This is a genomic window from Spirillospora sp. NBC_01491 (assembly GCF_036227065.1).
GTDB classification, from domain to species: Bacteria; Actinomycetota; Actinomycetes; order Streptosporangiales; family Streptosporangiaceae; genus Spirillospora; species Spirillospora xylanilytica.
The window spans coordinates 4,000,720-4,021,783 of record NZ_CP109432.1; the positions used below are offsets into that span (position 1 = coordinate 4,000,720).

Sequence of the window (21,064 nt, forward strand, 5' to 3'; positions counted from 1 at the left end):
TCGGATAACCTGCAATCGACCGCCGTTCCTCCCCCCGAGCCTGCGATCGAGGATCGGCGGCGTCCATCACTGTCAGTGGGAGAAACGTGTCACCGCTCCTCAGCGTCGTTGTGCCGTTCTACAACGTCGAGGGTTATCTGGAAGCCTGTCTCGACTCCTTGCAGCAGCAGACGCTGCGCGACATCGAGATCATCATGGTCGATGACGGCTCCCCCGACGCGAGCGCGGCCATCGCCAAGGAGTTCGCCGACCGCGACGACCGGTTCCACCTGGTCGAGCAGGAGAACCAGGGCCTCGGCCCGGCGCGCAACACCGGCGCGATCCGCGCCACCGGCACCTACCTGGCGTTCGTGGACTCCGACGACGTCCTGCCCCGCTACGCCTACGAGCTGATGGTGGGGACGCTGGAGGAGACCGGCTCCGACCTGGCCTGCGGCGGCGTCCGGCGGCTCACCTCCGCGGGGCCGCGCAGCTCCCCGATGCACACCGAGATGTTCCTGGTCACCGACAAGCGGACGCACGTCTCCAAGCGGCCCGACCTGCTCGGCGACCGCACCGCGTGGAACAAGGTGTTCCGCAAGGCGTTCTTCGACAAGCACGGCTTCGCGTTCCCGCCGGGGCTGTACGAGGACGCGCCGGTGACGATCCCGGCGCACTTCCTGGCCTCCTCGGTGGACGTGCTCAGCGACACCGTCTACTACTGGCGCGAGCGCGAGGGCGAGTCCCAGTCGATCACCCAGCGGCGCACCGAGCCGGGCAACCTCGAGGACCGGGTGCGCACCACCCGGGCCGTCACCGCCTTCCTCAAGACCCGGTCGCCCGAGCTGTGGCGGGCCCAGCTCACCTCGGTGCTGTCGGGCGAGCTGCCCCTCTACATCGACATGGCCGGCGAGGGCGGCTCCCAGTACCAGGAGCGGCTGCGCGCGGAGGTCGGCGGCGTGGTCGCCGAGGCCGACGCCGCGATGCTGGCCGAGCTGACCGCGCTCAAGCGGCTCAAGTACCACTTCATCGGCAACGGGATGATCGACGCGCTGCTGGAGCTGATCACCTTCCAGCAGGCCGCCATCTTCACCGCCGACGTGGTCCGCAAGGGCGACCGCTGGTACGCCGCCTATCCCTACTTCGGCGACCCCGAGCGGTCCGTCCCCGACGACCTGTACGACGTCACCCGCGAGCTGACCATGCAGGGCCGCGCCGACTCGGCGCACTGGGACGACGACGGCATGCTGCACATCTCGGGGCACGCCTACATCACCCGGATCCCGATGACCGACCCGTCCGCGGACCCGGACGCGTGCGACATCCGGGTCTGGCTCCGGCACACCCGCAACGGCACGGTGGTCGAGCTGCCGTCGCGGCGCGCGCACCGGCCCGACGTGTCCGCCGACGCGCGCCGCGCCGCCGCCGACTACGACTGGGCCGGGTTCGAGGTCGTGATCGACCCGGCCGACCTGCGGGTCGGCCGCTACCGGTTCATGCGGTCCGCCAAGTCCCGGATGCTGCGGGCGCTGCGCTCGGCCAACTGGGAGCTGCACGCCGAGGTCACCGCGCCGGGCGGGCTCAAGGCCACGGCGCCGCTGCGCGGGCCGCGGCGCAGCGACGTGCGCTGGGCCAACGCCTGGGACGCCGCCCCCGACGTGTGGATCCGGCCGGTCACCACCGCGAGCGACCGCTTCGTCATCCAGGTTAAGCAGCTCAACGCCCACATCACCGCCGCCGCCGTCAAGGACGGCACGCTCGTGCTCGACGGGCGGGTCGCCGACACCGCGGTGACCTCCGCCGAGCTGGTGCTGGCCCGGCGGCAGGGCATGGCCGAGACCCGGCACCCGGTCACCTTCTCCGCGGGCGGCCGGTTCAGCGCCGAGCTGCCCGTCGAGGCGCTGGTCTCGCGCGCGAGCGAGACCGCCGCGACCCTGCACACCTGGGTCACCGAGGGCCTCGACTGGGACGGTTCGCTCCAGGTCCCGGGGCAGGGCAAGCCGATCCGGCTGACCATCCACGACGACGTCGAGCTGCGGCACTCGCTCGGCGCCGACGAGATCGTGGTCACCCGTACCAAGTTCGGCAACCTGCGGATCGCCGAGCGGCCCCGCCGGCCCGCGGTGACCAGGGCCGAGTGGACGGACGACGGCCGGCTCGTCCTCAGCGGCGAGATCGCCGGCGACGAGCGCCCGGACCGCCTGCTCGTCCGGCTGCGCAGCGGCGGCGACACCCACGCGTTCCCGATGGCCTGGACCGAGGACGGCTTCACCGCCGAGCTGGCGCCCACCCGGGTGTCCCGCTTCGGCGAGGTGCTGCCGCTCTCGTCCGGCCACTGGGGCTTCTTCGCGCCGATGGCCGAGGGCGACGTCGCGGTCGCGGTGTCCCGCTCCTCGGTCGCCGGCCTGCCCGCGCCGCGGGTCGTCGGCCTGCACGAGTTCAAGCTCGCCACCTACCAGGCCGACGCGCTGCGGCTGGAGGCGCGTCCCGCGCAGGACGACGAGGAGCGCGGCGTCTACGGGCTCAAGCGCACCGCGCAGCGCGACTACCCGGCCTACCTGAACGAGCCGCTGCGCGACCTGGCGATGTTCGAGAGCTTCCGCGGCCGGCAGTACTCCGACAGCCCCCGCGCGATCTACGAGGAGCTGGCCCGGCGGCGTCCCGACCTGGAGTGCGTCTGGGTCACCAAGGACGGCCAGTTCCAGCCGCCGGACGGCGTCCGGACCGTGCTGTACGGCGGTCGCGAGCACTTCAGGACGCTCGCGCAGGCCCGCTACCTGGTCGGCAACGACCCGATGCCCGAGTGGCTGGACAAGCGCGAGGGCCAGTTCTACGCGCAGACCTGGCACGGCACCCCGCTCAAGCGCATCGGCTACGACATCGAGCGGCCGAAGTTCAAGAACGCCCAGGACTACATGCGGCGGTTCAGCGCCGACGTCGCGCAGTGGGACGTGCTGGTCTCGCCCAACCCGTTCAGCACCCCGATCATGCGGCGCGCGTTCCGCTACGAGGGCGAGATCCTGGAGTCCGGCTACCCGCGCAACGACCTGCTCGCGCGCGGGAACGCCGCCCGCGCCACCCGGGTCCGGAAACTGCTCGGCATCCCCGAGGGCCGGAAGGTCGTGCTGTACGCGCCGACCTGGCGCGACGACCAGGCCCGGTCCGGCGGCTACCGCATGGAGCTCCAGCTCGACCTCGACGCGGCCCGCGCGGCCCTCGGCGGCGACCACGTGCTGCTGGTCCGCGGCCACTTCAACCTGGGCGGCGGGGTGGAGGGCACCGACGGCGAGTTCGCCATCGACGTCAGCCGCTACCCCGACATCGCCGACCTGTACCTGATCTCCGATCTCATGGTCACCGACTACTCGTCGGTGATGTTCGACTACGCGGTGACCGGGCGCCCCCAGCTCTTCTTCACCTACGACCTGGAGCGCTACCGCGACCATCTGCGCGGCTTCTACTTCGACTTCGAGGCCGAGGCGCCCGGCCCGCTGTGCGGCACCTCGGCGGAGCTGATCGAGGCGATCGGCGCGGCCGAGGCCGCCGTGCCCGTCTACGCCGACCGGTACCGCGCGTTCCAGGAGAAGTTCTGCGCCTGGGACGACGGCGGAGCCGCGGCCCGGGTCGTCGACCGGATGCTCCGCGACGGTTAGTCCGGGACCGCCCGGGAAGTCACGACTCGGAGACGGCCGGAGGACCGCATCGCGGCAGCCGCTAGCATCATGGACGGTCTTCGAGTGACCCGGGCATGCGGTTCTGGGGCGAGCGCATGCCTCGTTCCAGTAATTCGATCTTGAGGTTCGCGCGCGGCGCGGCCGGGGAAGCCTCTCTTCACGATGAAAGGACACACCTCCATGGCGAATTTCACGCTCGAGGACGTTCGGCAACGGACGTACAAGGCGCGTGACGCATGGTGGACGGTACTGCTGGTCGATCCGCTCGCCTCCCGGATGGTCCGGTTCACGGCCAACCGGACCAACGTGACGCCGAACCAGCTCACCGTCGGCGCCTTGTTCCTCGGACTGGGCGCCGGCGCCTGCTTCGCGGTGGCCTCCTGGCCCTGGCTGCTGATCGGGGCCCTGCTCTACCACCTGTCGTTCACCCTCGACTGCATGGACGGCAAGATCGCCCGGTTGAAGGGCACCGGTTCGATCTTCGGTGCCTGGCTGGACTACATCTTCGACCGGGTGCGGGTGCTGGCCTGCGCGATCGCGCTGATGGGCGGGCAGTACGCGGCCACCGGCAACGTCGCCTACATCTGGACCACCGTCGCGGTCGTCTTCCTCGACATGCTGCGCTACATGGACGCCCTTGAGATCTACAAGGTGCGTTCGCAGATGCGCAGCAAGCTGACCGCGGCCCGCAACGAGGCCGGCGAGCTGGAACTGGCCGTCCGCGAGACCAGCGGCGGCCTCCACGGCGGCGAGGCGGTCGGCGAGGACCTGCGGTCGGCCGAGGGCGCCCTCGGCCCCGACCCCGAGGCCGACATGGAGGAGCAGGTTCTGGGCGACAACCCCAACCACACGCTCCAGCAGGGCTTCAACCAGCAGTTCCCGTGGTACTCCCGGGTCCGCGACGCGCTGCTGCGCGGCCGGATCCGCCCGCACCTGATCAGCGGCATCGAGTTCCAGATGGGCGTGTTCATCGTCGCGCCGATCGCCGCCGCGATCATTTCCGGCGCGGTCATCCCGGTGGTGGTGCTCTCCGGCATCGGGATGCTGGCCTTCGAATTCGTGATCATCTACAAGTTCTGGCTGTCCAGCCGCGACTACAGCCGCAACCTGGCCAAGCTGGAGGCCAAGATCGGGAGCCTGCGCGAGCAGCTTCCCGCCGAGCAGCACGAGGCCACGGTCGGCAGCGCCGGCTGACCGTCCGCCCGCCCGCCTCAGGACCCCCGGAGCTCCCCGCTCCGGGGGTCCTCGCTTGTGCGCGGGCGGTCAGGAGCGACCGCGGCGCAGCAGCCGCATCAGCCGCGAGGTGCCGCCGACGACCTCGACCGAGAGGTTCCCCCGAGCCGTCCGGAAGGGGCGCGGCCCCCGGCCGGCGCCCCCGCCGGGATCGGCCACGGCGGGCGCCCGGAACGTGCCCGTGGCCGATCCGACGGTGACCTCGTAGTGGACGTCCCACTTGCCGCGCCCGGCGCCGCCCAGATCGATCTCGCCGGAGATCCAGAACCGGCCCGCCTCGCCGGCCGCCCCGGTGCGGCGATCGGCGGCGAGGTCGGCGGTGCGGGTCTCGTCGGACTCGCGGTGCCGCAGCACCGCCCTGACCGCCGGGGCGTCGGCGCCGTCCGGCAGCGCGGTCTCCAGCTCGGCCGAGAGCCGCAGCCTCGCCGGCGCGGTCACGGCGGTCTCCGACTCGGTCACGGGGCCGGCCAGCCCGGCGAGCCCGCCCGCGTGCAGGGCCAGGGCGCCCACGCCCTTGGTGAGGTAGGGCGTGACCACCGGGCTGCCCGCACGCACCCGCGCGACCCGGGCCCCCGGCTCGCCGACGCCCGACCCCGGCGCGGGGACGAGGCGGCCCTCGTGCACCCGGCCCTGCGCGTGCACGACGGCGAAGGTGTCCCAGCGGCCGGGCGGGAGCGGGCCGCCGCCCGCCACCGCGCCGAAGTCGATCTCGGCGAGCAGCGGGGTGCGGCCCCGCCCGTCGGTCTCGCCGGCCTTGCGGAACGGGACGCGGTACTCGCGGCGGCCGTCCCGCTCGCGCAGGACGAGCTCCTCGTCCTGCGCGACGCCGTCGGCCCGCTCGACGAACGCGTGGCCGCGCACCGCCAGCCGGCCGGCCCGCCACTCGACGCCGCTGACCCCGCGCCGCCAGCTCAGCGGCCCGTTCACCTGGTAGACGGCGTCGGGGACGTCCAGCGCCGGGTCGCGGAAACCGGGGTAGGCCATGTAGGCGCGGTCGCCGTCCAGCACGATCGGCGGCGGTTCCTCGGTGTGCACCCGCGCCGCCTCGTCGACCAGGTCGTCGAGGCCGTGCCGCAGGGCGTGGTCGAGCAGCCGCATGTACGGGGACAGCGCCCCCATGATCTCGGGGTTGCCGAAGGCGGCGATCAGGTCGCGCGCCGCCGAGCGGGTCGCGCGCCGCTCGTCCGCGGAGAACCGGGGGTAGCGCGGGTCGAACCGGGAGAACACCTCGATCGCGAAGTGCCGGCGCAGCAGCCGGTCGCGGACCTCGCCGGGCGCGGTGCGCTCGGCCACGAAGGCCATCAGGCCCTTGATCTCGGGGAAGTACGCCGCCGCCGGGGCGCCGCCGGCCTGGAGGGCGCTGCCGCCGTCCTCGCGGTCGACCCAGTAGTAGCAGTCGTAGTCGGCCAGCACCGAGACGCCCTTGGCCTCGAAGTAGGCGCGCACCGCGAAGATCTGGTCCTCGCCGGACAGGACCTTCTCGGGGAAGCGGATCTGGTGGCGGTCGAGCAGCGACCGCCGGTAGAGCTTGAGCGCGGTGATGCTGCCGTAGAGGTTGGGCACCGCGTCGAAGATCGTGGTGAACTCCACCGTCGTCCGGAAGAGGTGCGGGTTGATCTTGCGGCCGATCCCGACGTACTTGGGCACCACCACGTCGGTGCCGTGCTCGTCGGCCAGCGCGCAGCAGCGCTCCAGCGCCTCCGGGCCGAAGTAGTCGTCGGCGTCGAGGAAGAACACGTACTCGCCGGTGGCCCGCTCGATGCCCACGTTGCGGGGCCGCCCGGGGCCGCCGGAGGCCGCCTGGTGGACGACCTCGAACCCCGGGCGCCCGGCGGCCAGGCGGTCGAGTTCCTCGCCGCTGCCGTCGGTGGACCCGTCGTCCACCGCGATGATCTCGATCTGGTCGGCGGGCAGCGTCTGGTCGAAGACGGACTGGAAGGTCCGTCTCAGCGTGCTCCGGCTGTTGTGCACGGGCACGATGACGCTGACCTTCGGGCTCCCCATGCGACTCCACTTCCCACCGATGGCGGCGTTACGCGCCGCTCCCCCGATCCCGCGGACACGGGAACCTGAACGTTCGCTGGAAATGACGCCCCAACCCGAACAGAGGTTGCCCGAGTGACCAGAAATGTTCGGTACGCCGCCATCATTCTATGAATGCGGGCGCCTCACCGGACGGTCTCTCCGGTATCCGCGGGCTCCTCTCCGCTCGCGTCAGCGGGCGATACAGCCCCGTTCTCGGCCATCTCCGGCATCTCGCCGGCCGCCGTCGAGCCGGCGGCCGGGACGGCCGCCTCGGCCCGGGTGCGGGTACGGGCGCCGGGGATGATCGCGAGCGCGGCGGCCAGGCAGGCGAACGGGATCGCCGGCGGGATGTAGCGGTAGTCGAAGTCGGCGGTGGCCGCCGGGATGACCACCAGGGCGGCGCCGAGCGACCAGGGCAGCAGCACCGAGCCGCCCCAGCCCGAGCGGGGCCGGAGCCGGACCAGCACGCCGAGCAGCCCGGCGCCGAGCAGCACGCCGAGCACCGGGCCGGGCGTGTACCGGCGCCCCTGGTAGTCGCGGATCCACTCGGCGTACGGGGCCACGACGCGGACGCGTCCGCCGCCGTACCGCTCGGCCAGCAGCGCCTGCTCGTCCGACCACGCCTCCCCCGCCGGGAAGCGGAGGTTCTCCTCGGTCCACGGGGTCGGGTACGGGTCGCGGCCCGGCTCGAACGCGCGCAGGGTGTCGTGCACGACCACGTTCAGGTAGTCGCCCGGCTGCGCCTTGATCGCCATATCGGCGAACTCGCCCGCCATCGTGTTGGCCTGGTCGCCGTAGATGCCGCCCGGGATCGTCTTGAACGGCGAGTCGGGACCCCACAGCGCGTCGAAGGCGGGCGCCACCCGCAGATCGGTCCGCGGCAGCTTCGGGCACATGACCTGGAGCTCCGGCGGCGGCTTGATCTTGGCGCAGTCGGCGAACCCGACGGTCCGCCCGTACAGCCAGACCTTGTCGGCCTTGCTCAGCGCGAACGCGCCGTGGTGCCGTTCGAACCAGGTCATGTACGCCGCGAACGGCACCGCGAACGTCACCCCCGCCGCGACCAGCGCGGCGAGCGTGCGCTTCCAGCCGGACCAGCGCAGCAGCATCGCCACCGCGATCACCGCGAGGAACGGCAGCCCGGCCAGCCGGGTCAGCGCGGCGCAGGAGATGATCAGCCCGGCCAGTGCACCGGTCCACCAGCTCACCCGCCGCCGCCACAACACCACCGTGACGGCCGCGACCAGCAGGAAGGTGAACAGGCTGTCGGCGAGCAGCATGTGCTCGGCCTGGACCAGGTTGCCGTCGTACAGCACCGGGACGGACGCGGGGGCGGCGAGCAGGCCGGGCAGCCAGATCCGGCGGCTCCAGGCGGCGCGGGCGTGCCGCCAGACCAGGGCGTAGACCATGACCCCGGCGGCGGCGCCGAGCCCGGCCTGGACGGCGGCCACGAGGGTGAGGTCGTGGAACGGTTCGAGCCCCCGGAGGAAGACCGAGTAGCCGCTCGGCCGCCCGATGTGCGGCGAGAAGTCGACCGCCGAGCCCAGGTAGCCGTAGGAGTCGCCGCTCCACAGCGGCATCGGGTAGCCGCGCAGCGCGGTGACCCGGACCGCGATCGCGCCCGCCAGCACGACAGCGAAGAGCAGGTGCGCCACGGCGAACCGTCCGGTGCCGAGCACCGCCCGGCGGAGGGGTCCGCGGCGGGGCACGGGCTCGCGCGCGGAGGGGACGTCGGTTCGGGGTGACTCCGGGCCGCTCACGGCGGCGGCTATCGGCGGCACGTCCGTCCCGTCATTCGATCATCGGACGCGTACGGGAGTGGGTACGGGCTCACGGCCGGAAGCCTATCGAGACCGGCGCCGTCCGCGGACCCGCCGGGCGTCCGGATCCGGCGGCGGGCAGGGCGATCCGGGGCCCCGCCGGGCTCCCCCACCGGGGCCCTGCCGGCGGGTTCGCGGGCCCGGTGCGGGCGCGCCGCGGACCGGGCCCGCGGATTCAGATGATCTCCGCCGGGCGGGCCGGGGCCGCGGCGATCAGCCCGGTCCACTGGCGGCAGACCTCCTCCAGCCCGTACGCGGCGCGGACCTGCTCGCGGGCGAGCCGGCGCTCGTCCTCCCAGCGGCCGCCCGCGACGGTGGAGGCGATCGAGGCGGCCATCGCCGCCGGGTCCGGGTGGATCCAGCGCGGGTCGTAGATGGTGTCGGCGCCCGGCCAGCCGAGCAGCGCCGGCACCGCGCCGGCGGCCATGCCCTCGGCCGGCGCGAGGTGGAAGCTCTCGTCGTCGCTGGTGGACAGGACGAAGCCGATCCGCCGCAGCCACGACGCCACGTCGCGGCCGTAGGAGTCGAACACCACCCCGCCCGACAGCAGCGGCGAGCGGCGGATCCGGCGGAACACCCGCTCGTAGTGCTCGCGCTCGTCGTCGCGCTGCCAGATCCACCAGTACTCCCACGGGAGCTTGGACTTGACGAACAGGGTGAAGCGCGGGTCGTCGCGGCGCAGCTCCTCCAGCACGTCCAGCGCCAGGTCCAGCCGCTTGCGGGACGGCGCGATGCCGATCATGCCGAGGTGGTGCCGGGCCCCGGCGAGCTTGGGCCGGTCGAGCTGGTCGTCGTCCACCCAGTTGGGCACCACGGTGACCTTGCCGGCCGGCCAGCCGGTGATGTCCCGGGTGAGGCCCGCGTAGTGCGGGCTGACGCAGACGACCTGGTCGACGGCATCGATGTCGAGGTGCTTCGGCCAGCCCGCGTACAGCTCGAAGCGGTGCAGCCGGACGACGAGGCGCTGCCCGGGGCGCTTGTTGCGGGCGTACCAGAGCGCGTTCGGACCGCACCACTCGCAGACGATCACGTCGGCCCAGGCGGCCAGCTCGCGGCTGCGGTCCGGGTCGTGCACCTTGAGCGCCGCCCAGTGGTCGACCCGCACCTCCATGTCGGGCCGGGACCGCAGGTAGTCGAGCAGCCGGGTGAAGAACTTCAGGTCGTGCCCGGCCACCCCGATCCGCAGCAGGCGCCGCTCGGCGACCGCGAGCGGCGGTTCGGCGGGCGGCGCGGTCGCGAGCACCTCCGGGGCCGTCGCGGCGGCCCGCGCGCGGGCGGCGTAGCCGGCGGTGGCGTCCAGGACGGCGTCCGACGGCTCGGGGAACGCCTGGCCGAGGTGGCGGGTGAGGCGCCTGGCGGCGGCGTCCAGGGTGAAGTCCGCCGCGGCGGTGCGGCACCGGCCGGCCGCGAGGGTGTACACGTCGGGGTTCTTGCCGATGAGGGTCAGCGCGTCCACCACGTCGGACTCGGACGCCGCGAACAGCGGGTAGTCGGCGCCGAGCAGCCGCTCGTGCATCGGCGTCCGGTTGAGCACCACCGGCACGCCGAGCGTCCCGCACTCCAGGACCTTGGTGGACAGCTCCAGGCTGGCGTCCATCTCCGGGTGCCGCCAGGACAGCCCGACGTCGCCCGCCGCGGTCAGCCGCATCGCCCCGGCGCGCGGATGCCCGCCGTGCCAGACCACGCCCTGCCCGGTCTCCAGCGCGGTGCGCATCCGGGCCGCGAACGCCGGGTCGGCCGGGTCGTCGTGGATCTTGTCGCCGACCATGTGCAGCTCGGCGTCCACGCCGCGCATCCCGAGCAGGCGGGGCAGCGAGGTCATCTCGTAGGTGTTCCAGCGCGGTGCGAACTTGCCGGTGTAGACCAGCCGCAGCGCCCGCCCGTCCGGCGGGCCGTCGGGGCGCGGTTCGAGACCGTCCGGCAGCACCACCACGGGCGGGAACAGCACGCTCTTGCCCGCCGTCGCCGGGACCGCGCTCTCCAGGAAGCCGCGCAGCTCCTCGGTCTGGCACAGCAGCAGCCGGGACGCGTCGGCGATGCGCCGCAGCTCGCCCTTGGCCGCGCCCTCGAACGCGCCCGCCGCCTGCGGGACGTCGGTCAGGTACGTCCAGAGGCGCCCGGCGAGCGGGGACGCGGCCAGCTTCGCGGCGAGCCGCCGCCCCCGGACGACGACCAGGTCGAAGGGGTCGTCGCCGTCGACCCGCGCGAGGATCTGCGCGGCCGTCCGCGGGGCCATCGCCTGAGCGGCGTCGACCAGCCTCTCGGCGTGCGGGCTGCGGACGGTGACCCCGGGCAGGGCTCGCAGCGGATCGACCAGCCGGCCGGTACGGACCGGGGCCTTGAGGACCAGGGTCACCGCGCAGCCGGCGCGGGCCAGCGCCTGCACCATGCCCTGGACCCAGATCGCCGAGCCGTCGATCAGATTCATGTCGACGTCGCCGTAGACGAGGGCGCGTGGTCGCACAGGATGTCCTTCCGTCAACGGGTCTGGACGAGGTGGGTGAGGTGGGCGGGGGTGGTCGCGGTCGCGTCCCATTCCAGGACGGCCAGGGTCGGCGGCGGCGCCTCGCCCCACAGCACCAGCGGCAGGCCGCGGTCGCGGGCCAGCTCGCGCACGTTGTGCAGGGCGCGGTCGCGGTCGTACATGCCGGGAGTGCCGAGGTAGGCCCACGGGCCGCCGGGCTCGCCCGCCGCCGCGTCGACGACGAGCGCGTCGACGTCGGCGGTGCCGAGCGCGGTCGCCGCGTCGTGCGGGTAGAGCGCGACCACCCTGGCGTGCCCGCCGAGCGCGGCGGCGGTGCCGCGGGCGAGCACCCCGGCGATGACCAGGCCCTCGTAGGGGGCGGCGACCAGGAGCCGGTCCTCGGGCCGGTCGACGGGGTCGAGCCGGATCCGCTCGCCGTCGCCGCCGCCGCTGGACGCGGCCGTCGGGACGTGCCGCTTGCGCCACAGCCGGTACAGCTCGCGCGGGAGCCGCACGCCGCGCCGGCGCGGGCTGCGGGCGGCGCCGGCGACGAGCCGGCCGAACTGGAGCGTGGTCGAGGTCTCCAGGGCGTCGAGCCGGCGTTCCAGCTCCTCCACCCGGGACTCGCGCTCGCGCAGCGCGGCGCGGAGCCGCGCCGCCTGCCGGCCGGCCTTGGCCGTCGAAGATCTATCGTTCACCGAGGAACTCCATGATCACTTCTGCGATCCGCGGGCCGGCCTGGCCGTCCCACAGTGGCGGGCGGAGGTCCGCGCCGGGCGGCGGGGACTTCAGTGCCTTGCGGGCCTCCGGGACGAGCTCCTCGAAGGCGACCAGGCGGTTGGTGCCGTGCGTGATGGTGATGGGCCGCTCGGTGTTGGGCCGGACGGTCAGGCACGGCACCCCGAGGACGGTGGTCTCCTCCTGGAGGCCGCCGGAGTCGGTGACGACGGCCGCGGCGCCCCGGACGGCCGCGATGAAGTCGATGTAGCCGAGCGGGTCCAGCACGTGCACCCGCGGGTGGTCGTCCAGCCCGGCGGCGAGCAGGGTGGCGCGCCCGCGCGGGTGCACCGGGATGACCACGTCGGCGAGGTCGGCGACGCCGTGCAGGTGCCCGACGAGCGCGGCGGCCGTGTCCGGCGCGTCGACGTTCGCGGGCCGGTGCAGGGTGGCCAGCACGTACCGCTCGGGCAGCCCGTGCGCCGCGCGGACCGCGCCGGTGTCGAAGGACCCCAGGTTGCGCAGCAGCGTGTCGATCATCGGGTTGCCGACCAGGTGCGCCCGCGCCACCGGGACGCCCTCGTTCGCCAGATGGCCGACCGCCTCGGGGCTGGTGACCAGGCACAGGTCGGAGAGCTGGTCGGTGAGCCGCCGGTTGACCTCCTCGGGCATGGTCATGTCGAAGCTGCGCAGCCCGGCCTCCACATGGGCGACCGGGATGCGCATCTTGGCCGCGACCAGGGCGGCGGCGATCGTCGAGTTCACGTCGCCGTACACGATGACGAGCTCGGGTGAACGGCTCGTGAACTCGGCCTCCAGCCCGGTGAGCAGCGCGGCCGTCTGCGCGGCGTGGCTGCCCGAACCGACGCCGAGGTTGACGTCGGGCTCGGGCAGCCCCAGCTCGGTGAAGAAGATCTCCGACATCCGCTCGTCGTAGTGCTGGCCGGTGTGGATGACGGCCTGCTCGGCCCCTCGGGCCGCCAGCGCGTCGAGGACCGGCGCGGCCTTGACGAAGTTCGGCCGCGCCCCCAGAACATGCACGATGGGCGCCACGTGTTTTTCCCTTCTGTTCATCGGGGTCGCCTAGGCTTGCCCGCCGTGCTGAAAAGATGCGTCTACCTGCCCGGACTCGCCTGGAGACAGCTCCGCGACGACCCGTCCCGGGCTCCCCGGCTGGCCGTCCGGCTGCTGGCCCGCGCCGCACCCGGACGCGCGGGCGCGCGTCTCGGGCGCTCGCGGCTGGCGGTGCCGAGGCCCCGCGCCGAAGCCCGTGAGACCCGCGACCTGCGCGCCCTCCTCACCCATACCCATCCGTCCCGGCCCGCTCCCCCCGCTCCTTCCGGCACCGGAGTGCTCCAGTTCGTGACGAACGCGCTGCCGGTGACCAACGCGGGCTACACCATCCGGACGCATCGGATCGCACTCGCGCAGCGGGAACTCGGGTTCGACACCCAGGTGGTGACCCGTCTCGGCTACCCGCTCAGCCAGGGCGTCGGCGACGAGCGGCCCCGGGTGGAGGTGGACGGCGTCCCTTACCACCGGCTGCTTCCGTGGTTCCCGGCAAAGGATCCGGTGCGGGCGGTCGAGCGCGGCGCCGACCTGGCCGGGCGCCTCATCGAGGAGCTGCGGCCCTCGGTGCTGCACGCGGTCAGCAACCACCTGAACGCGGCGGTCGCGCTGGAGGCGGGACGCCGGCACGGCCTGCCGGTCGTGTACGAGGTGCGGGGATTCTTGGAGGATTCCTGGCTGTCGCGTGACCCGTCCCATTCGGAGGGCGACCCGTTCTACCGGCTCACCCGCGAGCTGGAGACGCGGCGGATGGCCGAGGCCGACGCGGTGGTCACCCTCGGCGAGGCGATGCGCGCCGAGATCGTCTCGCGCGGCATCGACGGCGCCAAGGTCTTCACCGTCCCGAACGGGGTCGACGAGACGTTCCTGGAGCCGCTGCCGGACGCGGCCGGGCTGCGCGCCCGCCTCGGCATCGCCGCCGACGCGCCGGTGGTCGGTTTGACCTCCTCGTTCTATGGATACGAGGGAATAGACACATTGATCGACGCCGCCGCGCTGCTCCGTGAGCGCGGCACGCCGGTCACGCTGCTGCTGGTCGGCGACGGGCCCGAGCGCGGGGCCCTGGAACGTCGGGCCGCCGCGCACGGCGTGCACGCCGTGTTCACCGGCCGGGTGCCGATGGGGTCGGTTCGTCATTACCACGCGGTCCTCGATATGTTCGCGGTCCCGAGGCGTTCGGACCGGGTCTGCCAATTGGTCACCCCACTCAAACCGATCGAGGCGATGGCCGGGGGAATCCCAGTAATAGCAAGTGATGTCAAAGCTCTGCGGGAAATACTGGAACCGGACGTAACCGGAACGTTAACAGTTCCCGAAGACCCGGAATCTTGGGCGATTTGTCTGGCCGAAATCATTTACAGTCCAGATCAGCGCCGAAAAATCGGACAGGCGGCCCGGGAATGGGTCAGGACGGAACGCACCTGGCGTGCCGTCGCGGCCCGCTACCGGAGGGCGTACGCCATGAGGTGAACTCGCGAGGGGAGCGGGGCGTGGATCTGGATCTTGTGGTCATCGGACTCGGCTACGTCGGGCTGCCGCTGGTGCGGGAGGCGGCCGGGGCGGGGCTGCGGGTCGGCGGGCTCGACCGCGACCCGCGGGTCGTCGCCGGACTGGCGGCCGGGCGCTCGCACATCGGCGACGTCTCGGCCGGCGAGGCCGCGGCCCTGCTGGAGGCCGGCTTCCTCCCGAGCGCGGGCGAGGAGGTGCTGGACGGCGCCCGCACCGTGGTCATCTGCGTGCCGACGCCGCTGTCGGCCGAGGGCGGCCCGGACCTGACCGCCGTCCGCGGCGCCGCCGAGACGGTCGCCCGACACCTGGCGCCCGGCACGCTGGTGGTCCTGGAGTCGACCACCTACCCGGGCACCACCGACGAGGTCGTCCGGCCCATCCTGGAGACCTCCGGGCTGACCGCCGGCGAGGACTTCCACCTGGCCTTCTCGCCGGAGCGGATCGACCCGGGCAACCCCGTCTACGGGGTGCGCAACACCCCGAAGATCGTCGGCGGGCTGACCCCGGCGTGCGCGACGGCCGCGGCGGCCTTCTACGGCAAGTTCGTCGAGCAGGTCGTCCAGGCCCGCGGCACCCGCGAGGCCGAGATGGCCAAGCTCCTGGAGAACACCTACCGGCATGTCAACATCGCGCTGGTCAACGAGATGGCGGTGTTCTGCAACGAACTCGGCATCGACCTGTGGGACGCGATCGACTGCGCCGCGACCAAGCCGTTCGGCTTCCAGGCGTTCCGGCCGGGCCCGGGGGTCGGCGGGCACTGCATCCCGATCGACCCCAACTACCTGTCGTACAAGGTGCGCTCGCTCGGCTACCCGTTCCGGTTCGTCGAGCTGGCCCAGGAGATCAACGATCGGATGCCCCGGTACGTGGTGGAACGCGCCCAGCAACTGCTCAACCGGGAGGGCCGCGCCCTCAAGGGCGCCAAGGTGCTGCTGCTCGGGGTGACCTACAAGGCCGACATCGCCGACCAGCGCGAGTCGCCGGCCCGGCCGGTGGCGCGCCGGCTCGTCCGGCTGGGCGCCGACCTGGCCTTCCACGACCCGTTCGTGGACGCGTGGCAGGTCGAGGACACCGAGGTGCGCAACGCCGGGGACGACCTGGTGGCGGCGCTGAAGGAGGCCGACCTGGCGATCGTGCTGGCCGGCCACGCCGAGTACGACGCCAACACGCTCGCGCGGCACGCCCGGCTGCTGTTCGACACCCGGGGACGCACCCGCGACGTCCAGCGTCCCACGGTGGAGTTGCTATGAGGTCCGTCCGCCGGACACTCGCCATTCATCGGCAATTTTCCTGGGCCGCCGAGAATCGGTTGTGGACGACTATCGACACACTCTCGGAGTGAGTGGAATGCGTGTCTGCGTTTGCACGGTGGTACACCATCCAGAGGATGCGCGAATCCTGCACCGACAGATTCGCGCGCTGCTCGACGCGGGCCACGAGGTCACCTATATCGCGCCCTTCAGGGCCTGCAATGTGACGCCCTGGCGGAACATCAGCCCGGTCGACATTCCGCGCGCCACCGGCCGGCGCCGGCTGCGGGCGCTGCGCGCCGCGCACCGGGCGCTGATCGAGCACTCGGCCTACGCCGACCTGGTCCTGCTGCACGATCCCGAACTGCTGGTCGGGCTGCCGCGCCCGGTGCGGCGGCGGACCGTCGTGTGGGACGTGCACGAGGACACCGCCGCCGCGCTCGGCGCCAAGGGCTGGCTGCCGGGCCCCGTCCGGCCCGTCCTCCGGCCCGCCGTGCGGCGGTTGGAGAACCGCAGCGAGCGGCGGCACCGGCTGCTGCTCGCCGAGGAGGGCTACCGGGGCCGGTTCTCCGGGGAGCACCCGGTCGTCCCCAACACCACCTATGTCGCCGACCTGCCGCCGAGCCCGCCGGACGACCGCCGCGCCGTCTACGTCGGGCACCTGTCCGCGGCCCGCGGCGCGTTCGACATGATCGAGACGGCCCGGCTGGTCGCCGCCGAGGGCGTCATGGTCGAGCTGATCGGCGCCGCCGACCCGCAGGTCCGCCCGGCGCTGCGCGATGCGCAGCGCGAGGGGATCCTGCGCTGGTACGGGTTCGTGCCGAACGACCGGGCGCTGCGCATCGCCGAGGGCGCGATGGCCGGGCTGGCGCTGCTGCACGACGTGCCGAACTACCGCCACTCGATGCCGACCAAGGTGGTGGAGTACATGGCCCGCGGCATCCCGGTGATCACCACCCCGAACCCGCCCGCGGTGGACATCGTCACCCCGGCCGGCTGCGGGCTGATCGTCCCGTTCGGCGACCCGGCCGCCGCCGCCGAGGCCGTCCGGCGGCTGCGCGCCGACCCCGGACTGCGCGCCGACTTCGGCAAGCGCGGCTACGAGGCCGCCCGCGAGCAGTTCCACTGGCCGGTGCACGCCGAACGGTTCGTCGCGCACCTGGAGACCTGGGCCGGGCGGTCCACCGCCACCGCCGCCGCCCCCTCCGTCCTCACCACCTGACCCTGAGCCGGCACGCACCCGCGGATCAGGTGGGCGGACGGTGCAGGTGGGTCGCCACCGCGCGGGCCAGCCGCGCCGCCGCGCCCGTCGGACGGCCGGCGTCGACCACCACGATGTAGCGGTCGACCCGCAGCGCGATCGTTCCCGCCGTCGGCCCGATCTCGTACGCCTCGTCGCCGCCGAGGTCGGTGCGCCGCCGCGCCTGCGCCTGGGTGGCCTGGAGCGCGTCCAGCAGCCCGGACGCGGACGCCCCGGCGGGCGCGACCCAGCGGATCGACACCGTCACGCCGCGCGCGGCGGGCTCGGGCTCGGCGTCCCTCGGTTCCCGGTCGCCGCCCTTGATCCCGTCCTGGTCGCCGCGGATCTCCTCGTGGTCGCGCTCGTCCGGGTCGGCGCCCTCCGCACCGGTCTCCCCGGTCGGCGGCTCCCGCTTCTTGGGCTCATAGGCGCAGGTCACCGGGTGCGGCAGCCGCACCCCGCCGATGCTCCCCCGCTCCGGCCGGGTGACGTGGTCGGCCAGCCGCACCGTCGCGAGATCGGCCTTCTTCAGCAGCCCGCAGGCGTCGGGCCAGTCGGCCCCGGCCACCCCGCCGAGCTCGGCCGGCCCGGGACCGGACGGCCCGCCGCGCAGCGCGACCAGCCGCGCCGCCCCGTCCGGACGCGGCGCCGCCTCCGGCACCGCCGCGTACAGCAGCCCGCCCGCGGCGGCCAGCCACGGCCGCACCCCGCCGAGGTCGGGATCGAGCGCGAACGGCGCGGGCGTGGTGCGGACGCCGCCGCCGGACTCGACGATGTCGATCCCGGCGGGCAGCAGCCCCCTGGCGAGCCGGGGCCGCAGCGCGTAGACCCGGTCGCCCGCGCGGGCCAGCGCCGCGTACGGCGGCGCCGCGCGCTCCCACACCCGGCGGCCCGAGGACACCCGCACCGCCTCCATCCGGCCCTGGTCGCCGCGCGCGCCTTCCGGGCGGTACGCGACGATCAGCAGGTCCCCCACCAGCACGCCCGGGCACATCGCGTCGCCGCACAGGTCGTCGCCGTTCCACACGGCGAACGGGGAGCCGTCCCGGTCGTAGGCGCGCAGGGCCGTGTCGTCGGACACCAGCGTGACGCCGTCCAGCATCGACACCTCGGGCGACTCCCCGGACCCGAGGGACCGGTCCCAGCGGACCCGGCCCGTCGCCGGATCGACCGCCAGCAGCCTGCTCCGGCCGCCGCAGTCCAGCGCCAGCGCCGACAGGGACTCCAGGCCGTCGGACGGATGCGCGGCGCCCTCGAACAGGCGGCACCCCGCGGGCAGCCGCCTGCTCCACAGCCGCGCCCCGGTCGCGGCCGACCGCCCGTTCAGCTCGTGGCGCGCGTCGTCGGTGGTGAGCGTCACGCCCGCGCCGGCGGGCCATTGCAGTGTGGTCCGGGAGGCAGCGGCGGGATGCTCGCCGGTCCGCCGCCACAGCACCCCGCCCGACAGCGCGTCCAGCCCGACGAACTGCCGGTCGCCGCGGTGCCCGTCGCGTTCGAAGTAGGCGGTCAGCCGGGAGCGGGTGGCGGACCAGCCGAGCATCGTCCACCCGGTGCGGCGGTAGGACCAGCGCGTCCCGCCGGTACGGGCGTCGCGCACCTCCAGGCCCCGGCCGGACGCGGTCACCACCTGCCCCTGCGCGACCGTGTAGGCGACGCTGTCGTACCCGGCGACCGGGCCGTGGTGCGTCCGCGCGGTCCGCTCCCAGCTCACCGCCAGCGGGCCCGGCGGCGGCCCGACCGCGCCCTGCGGCACGACCGGCTGCGCGGTCACCGTGTGCCGGACCTGCCACCACTCCGCGTTCAGCACGAACCGGTCGATCAGCACGGCGCAGAGCGCGACCGTCAGCGCCCCGGAGACGAGGCCGAGCGCGAGTCTGCCCCTGTCGAGCGGTCTCGCTCCGGAACCCGGCCGTTGCAGGCTCCTGACCACGCCCCGCCTCCCTCCGGTACCCCGTCTCGTACTGTTCTGCGAGAAACGACTCCCACCATGCCCTGTGCCGCGCGCCCGCGCGACACGGCCGGGAAGAACGGAGGAACCCGTGGAGGTCTTCACCTCATGGCGCACCTGGGACGACGCCGCCGCCGACCTGGCCGCGCTCCCGGTCGACCTGCCCGAACTCCGCAGGGCCGCGACCGCCGCCCAACGCTGGCACGGCGACCAGCGGCGCCCCACCGGCGTCCCCTACACCGAGCACCTGCTGGAGGCCCTGGAGGTGCTGGTCCGGGGTGCCGGCGTGACCGACCCGGCGGTGCTGGCCGCCGTGCTCCTGCACGACACCGTGGAGGACACCGGCGCGACCGTCCCGGAGGTGGAGGCCGAGTTCGGGCCGGAGGTGGCCGAGCTCGTCGACTGGGTCACCAAGCCCCCGGCGGCGGGCCCGGGACGGCAGGCCAAGCGCGCGGCCACCTCGGCGTACCTGCGGCGGCTCCGCGACGCCCCGCGCGCCGCGGTCCTGGTCAAGCTGGCCGACAGGATGAGCAACGTGCAACGCCTCGACCAGATGCCGCCCGACTTCCAGCGCCGCTACTACGCCGAGACCGTCACCTACATCCTGCCGCTCGCCGCGGACGAGCCCTGGTTCGCGCAGTGGTACGCGGCATGGCGCGGGCACTTCGCGCACCTGCGCTGACCCCCGCGGGCCGTCCGGCCCCAGGGGGGTGCCCCGGCCGCGGATGAGGCATGATCTGGCCATGGACAGCGTGCGCGAATGGGTGGTCGAGGAGAGCGTCGTCATCGCGGCCGGGCCGAAGGCCGTGTACGAGGCGGTCGCCGACGTGCGCCGGACGCGCGAGTGGAGTCCCGAGGTCTTCGCCGTCTGGGTGCGCGGACGGAGCGTCCGGCCCGGCCTGAAGTTCGTCGGCTTCAACCGGCGCGGCCCGTGGGTGTGGTTCACCGACTGCCGGGTGACGGCGGCGGTGCCCGGCGAGGTGTTCGCGTTCCGGGTGTCGAGCTTCGGGATGGCCGTCGCGCTGTGGGGGTACCGCCTCGAAGGCGTCGGCGACGGCTCCACCCGGCTCACCGAGTACTGGGAGGACCTGCGCCGCGACAACCGCGGCTCCGCGTTCGTCTCGCTGCTCGGCAGGCTCTTCACCGGGGTCCCCGCCGAACGGCGCGCGCCCGTCAACCGGGAGGGCATGCGGGTCACGCTGGACCGGATCCGATCGGCACTATCCCGATAAACGAGAACCTGTTCTACTAAGGCGTGTGACTCCTGCCGCCGAAGCCCACCTGATCCAGGGCGAGCGCGTCGTCCTGCCCGTGCGGATCCGCGACGCCGCCGTCGCCTCCGCCATGTACACGGTCCCCGCGGCCTCGGCCCAGGCCGTCATCGCCTACTCCGGGCTCGAGATCGCCGAGACGCTGCCGGGCCGGGCGATCTGCTCGCTGGCCTTCGTCCGCTACGCCGACGGCGACCTCGGCCCGTACCACGAGTTCGCCGTCGCGTTCCTGGTCCGGCCGCCCGGCGCGGCCCGCCCGTCCGGCCTGCTGGACCGGGTGCGCGGCCTGGCGGGCATCGGCGCCTTCATCCACTGGCTGCCGGTCGACCAGAAGTTCACCCTGGAGGCCGGACGGTCGATCTGGGGCTTCCCCAAGGAGCTCGCCGACATCCCGATGGACCTGAGCGGACGGATCAACCGGTGCGCCGTCCGGTTCGGCGGCCGTACCGCGATCGAGCTGGCCGTCCGGCCCGGCGTCCCGATGCCCGGCGGCGCCGGGGCCCCCAAGGTCGACGCCTACTCCTGCATGGACGGGATCACCCGCCGCACGCCCTGGACGGTCGCCCCGTCCGGCGTCCGGCTCCGTCCCGGCGGCGCCCGGCTCCGCCTCGGCGACCATCCGGTGGCCGCCGAGCTGCGCGGGCTCGGCCTCGACCGCGCCCGCGCGCTCAGCTCCAGCACGGTCGGGCACCTCCGGATGACCTTCGAGGGGGCCGAGGAGATGCCCGGATGAAGCGGACGGCCCTGGTGACCGGTGCCGCGGCCGGAGAGGGCGGCCACTCCACGCTGTCCCTCGGCGGGACCGCATAAGCTGTCTCATTCGCCCCGTCCCGGGGCGCGGCGGGGTCGCCCCCGGTGGAGCACAG

General features: G+C 73.8%; 14 protein-coding genes. 8 read left to right on the forward strand and 6 right to left on the reverse strand.

The window, feature by feature from the left end; genetic code table 11:
* The first annotated feature begins 86 nt into the window (after positions 1–86).
* A complete protein-coding gene (locus OHA34_RS18545; protein WP_329522326.1) occupies positions 87–3,632 on the forward strand; it encodes a CDP-glycerol glycerophosphotransferase family protein in 3,546 nt (1,181 codons plus the stop codon).
* Between the two features lie 201 nt (positions 3,633–3,833).
* The gene (locus OHA34_RS18550; protein ID WP_285942485.1) at positions 3,834–4,847 is read left to right on the forward strand and encodes a CDP-alcohol phosphatidyltransferase family protein; all 1,014 of its coding nucleotides are present in this window, start codon (positions 3,834–3,836) and stop codon (positions 4,845–4,847) included.
* 69 nt (positions 4,848–4,916) lie between these two features.
* On the opposite strand, the gene OHA34_RS18555 is transcribed toward OHA34_RS18550, so the two are convergent.
* The 5 genes from OHA34_RS18555 to wecB all read right to left on the reverse strand — a co-directional run bounded on the left by OHA34_RS18555 (position 4,917) and on the right by wecB (position 12,956).
* Positions 4,917–7,016 (reverse strand): glycosyltransferase family 2 protein, encoded by a 2,100-nt coding sequence (locus OHA34_RS18555; RefSeq protein WP_329522419.1) that lies wholly within the window; start codon positions 7,014–7,016, stop codon positions 4,917–4,919.
* Positions 7,017–7,054: 38 nt separating this feature from the next.
* A complete protein-coding gene (locus OHA34_RS18560; RefSeq protein ID WP_329522327.1) occupies positions 7,055–8,671 on the reverse strand; it encodes a glycosyltransferase family 87 protein in 1,617 nt (538 codons plus the stop codon).
* Between the two features lie 235 nt (positions 8,672–8,906).
* On the reverse strand, positions 8,907–11,159 hold the full coding sequence (locus OHA34_RS18565) for a glycosyltransferase (RefSeq protein WP_329522420.1): 2,253 nt from the start codon (positions 11,157–11,159) through the stop codon (positions 8,907–8,909).
* 50 nt (positions 11,160–11,209) lie between these two features.
* Complete coding sequence (locus tag OHA34_RS18570) at positions 11,210–11,893, reverse strand: hypothetical protein (protein ID WP_285942491.1); 684 nt, start codon at positions 11,891–11,893, stop codon at positions 11,210–11,212.
* Complete coding sequence (gene wecB, locus OHA34_RS18575) at positions 11,883–12,956, reverse strand: non-hydrolyzing UDP-N-acetylglucosamine 2-epimerase (RefSeq protein WP_285942812.1); 1,074 nt, start codon at positions 12,954–12,956, stop codon at positions 11,883–11,885. Before wecB ends, OHA34_RS18570 begins: the two co-directional genes overlap by 11 nt.
* 54 nt (positions 12,957–13,010) lie before the next feature.
* Here wecB and OHA34_RS18580 point away from each other — a divergent pair, with 54 nt between their 5' ends.
* From OHA34_RS18580 to OHA34_RS18590, 3 genes are all read left to right on the forward strand, one after another.
* Positions 13,011–14,450: a glycosyltransferase family 4 protein gene (locus tag OHA34_RS18580; protein ID WP_285942492.1), complete on the forward strand. Its 1,440-nt coding sequence runs from the start codon at positions 13,011–13,013 to the stop codon at positions 14,448–14,450.
* 26 nt (positions 14,451–14,476) lie between these two features.
* Positions 14,477–15,739 carry a nucleotide sugar dehydrogenase gene (locus tag OHA34_RS18585; protein WP_329522421.1) on the forward strand — a complete coding sequence of 421 codons (1,263 nt, stop codon included), beginning with the start codon at positions 14,477–14,479 and terminating at the stop codon, positions 15,737–15,739.
* Between the two features lie 97 nt (positions 15,740–15,836).
* Positions 15,837–16,961 carry a glycosyltransferase family 4 protein gene (locus tag OHA34_RS18590; protein WP_285942814.1) on the forward strand — a complete coding sequence of 375 codons (1,125 nt, stop codon included), beginning with the start codon at positions 15,837–15,839 and terminating at the stop codon, positions 16,959–16,961.
* Between the two features lie 25 nt (positions 16,962–16,986).
* On the opposite strand, the gene OHA34_RS18595 is transcribed toward OHA34_RS18590, so the two are convergent.
* Complete coding sequence (locus OHA34_RS18595) at positions 16,987–18,909, reverse strand: outer membrane protein assembly factor BamB family protein (RefSeq protein ID WP_329522328.1); 1,923 nt, start codon at positions 18,907–18,909, stop codon at positions 16,987–16,989.
* Between the two features lie 109 nt (positions 18,910–19,018).
* Here OHA34_RS18595 and OHA34_RS18600 point away from each other — a divergent pair, with 109 nt between their 5' ends.
* The 3 genes from OHA34_RS18600 to OHA34_RS18610 all read left to right on the forward strand — a co-directional run bounded on the left by OHA34_RS18600 (position 19,019) and on the right by OHA34_RS18610 (position 20,931).
* Positions 19,019–19,609, forward strand: a complete 591-nt coding sequence (locus tag OHA34_RS18600) for an HD domain-containing protein (protein ID WP_329522329.1) — start codon at positions 19,019–19,021, stop codon at positions 19,607–19,609.
* Positions 19,610–19,670: 61 nt separating this feature from the next.
* Positions 19,671–20,159 carry an SRPBCC family protein gene (locus OHA34_RS18605; protein ID WP_285942496.1) on the forward strand — a complete coding sequence of 163 codons (489 nt, stop codon included), beginning with the start codon at positions 19,671–19,673 and terminating at the stop codon, positions 20,157–20,159.
* Between the two features lie 25 nt (positions 20,160–20,184).
* The gene (locus OHA34_RS18610; protein WP_329522330.1) at positions 20,185–20,931 is read left to right on the forward strand and encodes an acetoacetate decarboxylase family protein; all 747 of its coding nucleotides are present in this window, start codon (positions 20,185–20,187) and stop codon (positions 20,929–20,931) included.
* Positions 20,932–21,064: the final 133 nt, after the last annotated feature.

Excerpts from the sequence above, each read along its gene's own strand:
- OHA34_RS18550 (WP_285942485.1), top strand. The coding sequence starts at position 3,834 with ATGGCGAATTTCACGCTCGAGGACGTTCGGCAACGGACGTACAAGGCG.
- OHA34_RS18565 (WP_329522420.1), bottom strand. The coding sequence starts at position 11,159 with ATGAATCTGATCGACGGCTCGGCGATCTGGGTCCAGGGCATGGTGCAG.
- OHA34_RS18590 (WP_285942814.1), top strand. The coding sequence starts at position 15,837 with ATGCGTGTCTGCGTTTGCACGGTGGTACACCATCCAGAGGATGCGCGA.
- OHA34_RS18605 (WP_285942496.1), top strand. The coding sequence starts at position 19,671 with ATGGACAGCGTGCGCGAATGGGTGGTCGAGGAGAGCGTCGTCATCGCG.